The following is a 5,408-nucleotide window of genomic DNA, read 5'->3' as shown; positions in this document are numbered from 1 at the left end:
AACGAGATATGGGAGATAAGTTCGTCATGTTCAATGCTCTATGCAAGCAGCCGCTTCTAGTGCATGGCATCACCTCCTGGGGGCGATCGCCCGACTCCAACCAAACCGCAGCGGGCAAGCTTGGTGTGTGTCCCACTTGTGTCTGACTTGTGTCTGACTTGAAGCATTACGCCACCACCAAGTCGAGCGAAAGTTGCATCCCGATCGCCTCGCAAGTCCAGCGAGATTTGACTTTAGACTTGGGTGCCGGCTTGGCTGCTGTTTCGGATCGATCTCGCAAAACTTGCTCTGCCAGAATCGCTCTAATCAAGCTTCGCTTCCCAGTTCTGCCGGGGATGGAAAATATTTCCATGTCGCGGGCAATCTGTTTGAGCTTAAAAGTAGAGAGCGAACTAAGTTTGGCGACAGTCCAGTTTGTCGCTGTTTGCGATCGCTTGCGCGAATAAACCTCAAAACTTTCGCCTCTGGCTTTGTCGAAGATTGTGCCGGTGGGGATAAATCCTCCCGGCTTCATCTCGTAGTCGTAGAGCAATTTCTGTTCGATGAGATTCGCGCAATCGAAATAAACGAAATTTAGTTTGTTGAGGGGTTGGACTTTTGCCCGCCAGATTCCGCGTTTCGATTGGTAGATGTCCAGAATTTTGCCGACGTGTTGCCGATCGCGCCGGCGACCGACTAGCATTCCGACTGCCAGTTCGATTCCCCGACCGTCACCCCGATTTGGTGGTCGGTGTTCGTCGTTGTGGTGAGCTTGCGGCGTTAATTGAGGTGGCTGATGTGGTAAAACTCCCCGGCAATCTCCCGAATTATTCCGGCTTCCTTCCAGAATGCGATCGCCTTTTTGGCTTCCCAGTCTTTCATCATGGCTAGGGATGCTAGCTCCATCATGTTGGGAGCAAATGTCGCGTCCTGCAGTCGCTGGAGCAATAACTGAAACTTCTCTCGCTCCCTTCCGTTCGGTATCAGTTCCAATAAATTCAGCATTATTTTGTTGGGGAATGTCCCAGTCCTTAAATTGTTCAACGCTGTCGGTATAGGTTGCGTTCCAAGCGTTCATCACGGCCCAAAACTGAGCCAGGGTGCTGTAATCGTCTGAGTCAGGAGGTTCGGGGGCAGTCACTCGATCCAACAGTTTCAGTTGTCCGTCAAGCTCGGCGTCGTAATCTGCGCTGAAATTAGGTGGCAAGTAAGTGGCGAGGAATTTATCAGAAAGGGTGAGTCCTGTCAAGATCGGATTCAGATCGGATTGAGCTCGGGGGAGATTTTTGGTCGCTGGTACGATCACGCTAATGTGCGCTGAGGACTTGCGACTGACATCGAGGGATTTTTCCAGCACTTGTACGATCGCACTTTGGCTCACTTTTTGCTCAATATTTTGTGCGATCGACTTAACGGCCGATTTGGGATAGACGATGCGGCCAAACTTGGACTCGACACCGGGGGGAGTTTCGATCGGCTGGGGGTGGCACAAGTAGCTGGTGATTCGCCCATACTCGATCGGCGGCTCTTGAGGTTCAGGCTGAATCGGGCCGGGGTAGTTTTTAAACCTGCTGTAATTGCAGTGCACGCACCGAATCTCCGATCTCCCAAAGTAGTCATATTCCGTTGTGCTGTACAAGGCATGGACAGCGCCACAACTTGGACATTCAACCGCTGACGGGGAAGATTCCAGCAGCGGCTCCTGGTCTTGAACTTCGATCGCCTCCGATACCGGTTCGACTTCGACACCGGGGGAAGTTTCCAGCAGTTGCAGCAGGGGGGGCTGCACACCGACTAGGGCGTCAATCCAGTTTTGGCGGCACCGTCTGTCGCCGTCGGGGAGCACGCTGAGCTGCTGGCCTATTTCCTTGAGTTCCTTGAGATTTTTCTGTTGAAGCTGTTCCAAGGTGTACATAGGCTAGGTTTTGAAGAAAGGGCGGGTCTGCACTCCCGCCCGGTTGATTCTGGGGTATGCTGTTGCAATCTTGTCACCGGGGTGACTTTGGATCTATCATAAAGTCACCCCGGCAACTATGTCAATGTTACCGAGGTAACTTTGGTAATCTTTTAAGGAAGTTGTTATGAATCAAGGACAGGATGAGCAAAGTCAAGAAAGCACAACAGTTGGAGTACGGGGAGGCGAGGGTGGACAAAGTTTTCACCCTCACGCCGACGGGAGCACGGCTTTTGAAGGAGCTGGCGCAAGGCTTGGGGCTCAGCTCCTCGAACTTGATCGAGAAAATAGCGCGGCGAGAGCTGGAAATTTCAACCCCTTTGGGGGAGTTCTTGATCAGCTAATAGATGACGCACGCAAGCAGTTGATCAAGTCGAATGAGTGCATCGTTTGGTATCGGGAGGAAGTTAAAGAGTATGAAGAGAAACTAAACAATCTAATTAAACTCAAGGAATTGCAGGAACAGCAATATCAAGAGATGCGGCGTCAGCAAGAGATGCTGCTACAGCAACAGCAGTTAATGCAGCAGCAGTTAATGCAGCAGCAGTTAATGCAGCAGCAACAAACCGAGTCATCTAAGCAGAACGGCGGGGAAAACCTCGCAGAATAATCGCAATGAAAGCCAGCATCGGCGTCGGGTGTTGGCTTTTGCGTTAGATATTAGATATTAGTCATTAGTCATTAGTCATTGGAGTCGATCGCACTTATGAACAAAGGAGAACTGGTGGACTTGCTGGCAACCAAGGCCGACACCACTAAGAAGGTAGCAAATACACTGCTAGACGCATTCATTGATTCAGTCACCGCTGCGGTGGCGGACGGTGAGAAAGTAACGCTAGTAGGCTTTGGCTCCTTTGAAGCGAGGGAGCGGAAAGCCCGCGAAGGTCGCAATCCCAAAACTGGCGACAAGATGGACATCCCGGCAACTGTAGTTCCAGCATTTTCCCCAGGGAAGATGTTTAAGGATGCTGTGAGCGGGCGGTAAACAATTTGCCGATCGTCTTGAAGTGCGATCGGCTACTAGACAGACACTAGACAAGCAATCATGAAACACCCCGACTTGAAAAAATACGCCGACGAAATGAATGAAATGCAGGACTTGCCCCCTGCAACTGTGGAGCTTCCGCCGCTGGCAGCCATCGCCATCATCAGCCATATTCAATTAGCGTGTCGGCATCCCCACCTTGTCGATGATGGAGTTACCAAGATTGCGATCGAAACAGCCCGCCAACTTCAGAATTTGTTCAACCCAGAGTCTGAAACTTACAAAGTGCTGGAGCTCGGCTGGAATCCAGAAGCGGACATCCTAGTGCCAGACGGAACCGAAGAAGAACCTTGGCAACAGTGCGAGGAATTCTGCGAGAGATTTCTGCAAAACCGCGGCTGCCGCTGCACTGGCTACAAAAGGGCGGAAGTTGTGGCGGGTGATGAATATATTGACCCCAAAACTTTGGCTGCCGGTGCTGCGATGGTGTACCAGATCCAGAGGCAGTTAGAGAGCGAAGGTTTTGAGCTTGATATGTAGGAAGCGGCCGATTTGTCTTGAAGGGCGATCGGCTACTAGACAACCCCTAGACAACTAATTTCAAATGAAAATCGTACAAAATCCAGAAACCGGCGAAGTCTGCATTGAGTTAAAAAATGATGAAGTTTACGACATAGAAGAGCATCTCATGGCGCTGACGGAGTTCGTCTCCAAGCAAGCTGTCGATGTTTTCAGGCTGACTAACAGCTACAGAAAAATTGTCGGGCGTTTAGATAGTTTGGAGATACGGATTATGACACTAACAACGAAGGAAGCAATCGCTCTACTGAGAGGAGCTAGAAAAGAACTCCCAGATTCTCCCCAGACCCCAGAGGAAATACTGGAAGCGATGAAGGCGGCAGCAAACAATTACTACTACGAAGCGATCGCCACCAACTGCCACACGTTTATCGAGTTTACCGGCTTGATAAACGAGTACATCAAAATCTGCGAGCGCAACTTCAAGCAACGGGGAGTCGATTTTACTAAAACGAGCGTTCATTTTCCCGGCGAACCAAAGCTCGATATAGAGGGCTGGGAATTGGACTACATCAACGACAAGCTCCGCTGCATATTCCCCGACCTAAAACTTGTCAAAGAAACTGGTGAAGACGATGGTTAGCTTTCAACTTTCACTCTTTGATGTAACGGCGGCGACTAAGCCAATTTACAAGGTAGGCGATCGGGTGACACTGCGAAAAAAACCCGCCGCCGCGTCCTACGTAAAAAAAGGCGATATTGTCGAAGTGGCCGCCGTCCATCCCAACGGCAGTTTTAAATTTTGGAATGAACGCAGCGAGCGCTGGGAGTTTGTATATCCCTATGAAGTGGGTCGCGTTGATTCTGTATCACCAACCCCAACCATTGCTGATACAGAATACACACTAGAGGTTGCTGATACAGAATACACACTAGAGGTTGCTGATACAGAATACACACTAGAGGTTGCTGATACAGAATACACACTAGAGGTTGTTAAGGATGATTCTGTATCAAAAGCGATATCTATTTACAGACCTCGCGGCACGGCCCGCAGCGGGGAGTATTTCCGGTTTTCCTACCGAGAGAGCTCTCGAATGCGACACATTCACATCAGAGGTGGCAACACCGATTCGCCTATTTCTCAGGCAAAAGTGCAGGAAGTGCGATCTCTATTGGCGATCGGAATTCCCCCGGCGCAAATTGCAGAAATGTTGAGAAAACCTAACTAGCAATTTTATCGAGTTGATCGCGCAACTCGGATACCTGCTCGTGCAATTCTTGGAGGGCCCGCACTACACAAGCCACAATACAAGAATAATCAATGCCGTACAGTTCCTCTTTTGATTTTGTCGCTGCTACAGCTTCTGGTAAAACTTTTTGCACTTCCTGAGCAACAAATCCTACTTTACTTGCAAAGTGTTTGCCTAGCTTTATTCTTTTTTCGGTGTCAAACCCCGTACACTCCCAATGTTTATACTTTTGGGGTAATAGAGCAAGAATCGCGGATAAACCAGGAGCAGGCGAAAAATCAGACTTGACTTTTCTGTCCGACGTTTGAATATATCCTCCTGTAATGTCAATCCTAGACACTCGGTTAGAAAGAGTGGGAGTAGAATTAGCGGAACCCGGCATCCTGAAAAAATTGAAAGCATCACCGCCACCGAGGCCGGCATAGTTACAGAGTTCGGCAATCCCCAGTCCACTCTGTACTGAATTCCAAGAAAAGGCTATCGAGTTACCCGCTACACTAGCTGTAGGTAATGGAGCCGCAAAAAAAGTTGTTGAAGCCAGTCGATAGCGCCCATCCCCTTCTGTTTGGGTTAAGTATTGAGCATGGGGGTTGGTCGCCGCTACGTGATTGTTGACTGCGGTTGTTACTTCAGTATCACGCGCGATTGCCGCTGGAATATCCGCATCGGTGAGGGCTGTGGCAGTCTGTCTGTAGCGCCCATCCCCTTCTGTTTGGGT

General features: G+C 49.8%; 7 protein-coding genes. 5 read left to right on the top strand and 2 right to left on the bottom strand.

What is annotated here, in order from left to right; translation table 11 throughout:
• Window positions 1-166: 166 nt before the first annotated feature.
• Window positions 167-1,894, bottom strand: a complete 1,728-nt coding sequence (locus QUB24_RS31355) for a hypothetical protein (RefSeq protein ID WP_333157461.1) — start codon at window positions 1,892-1,894, stop codon at window positions 167-169.
• 166 nt (window positions 1,895-2,060) lie between these two features.
• On the opposite strand from QUB24_RS31355, the gene QUB24_RS31350 reads away from it, so the two are divergent.
• The 5 genes from QUB24_RS31350 (at window position 2,061) to QUB24_RS31330 (ending at window position 4,669) form a co-directional block, all read left to right on the top strand.
• A complete protein-coding gene (locus QUB24_RS31350; protein WP_333157460.1) occupies window positions 2,061-2,543 on the top strand; it encodes a hypothetical protein in 483 nt (160 codons plus the stop codon).
• Window positions 2,544-2,639: 96 nt separating this feature from the next.
• On the top strand, window positions 2,640-2,918 hold the full coding sequence (locus QUB24_RS31345; RefSeq protein ID WP_333157459.1) for an HU family DNA-binding protein: 279 nt from the start codon (window positions 2,640-2,642) through the stop codon (window positions 2,916-2,918).
• A gap of 60 nt (window positions 2,919-2,978) precedes the next feature.
• Entirely contained in the window at window positions 2,979-3,458 is a 480-nt protein-coding gene (locus QUB24_RS31340) for a hypothetical protein (protein ID WP_333157458.1), read from the top strand.
• Between the two features lie 64 nt (window positions 3,459-3,522).
• Window positions 3,523-4,080 (top strand): hypothetical protein, encoded by a 558-nt coding sequence (locus tag QUB24_RS31335; RefSeq protein ID WP_333157457.1) that lies wholly within the window; start codon window positions 3,523-3,525, stop codon window positions 4,078-4,080.
• The gene (locus tag QUB24_RS31330) at window positions 4,073-4,669 is read left to right on the top strand and encodes a hypothetical protein (protein ID WP_333157456.1); all 597 of its coding nucleotides are present in this window, start codon (window positions 4,073-4,075) and stop codon (window positions 4,667-4,669) included. The genes QUB24_RS31335 and QUB24_RS31330 overlap by 8 nt, the downstream gene beginning before the upstream one ends.
• Here QUB24_RS31330 and QUB24_RS31325 read toward each other — a convergent pair.
• Window positions 4,662-5,408, bottom strand: a 747-nt coding sequence (locus QUB24_RS31325) for a tail fiber domain-containing protein (protein ID WP_333157455.1), incomplete at its 5' end; no start/stop codon positions are given. The two genes, QUB24_RS31330 and QUB24_RS31325, sit on opposite strands and share 8 nt — an antisense overlap.

The sequence above is a fragment of the Microcoleus sp. B9-D4 genome, from assembly GCF_036705105.1.
Lineage (GTDB): Bacteria > Cyanobacteriota > Cyanobacteriia > Cyanobacteriales > Microcoleaceae > Microcoleus.
Note: the sequence above shows the minus strand (reverse complement) of the source record. Positions and strands in the feature narration are given on the sequence as shown.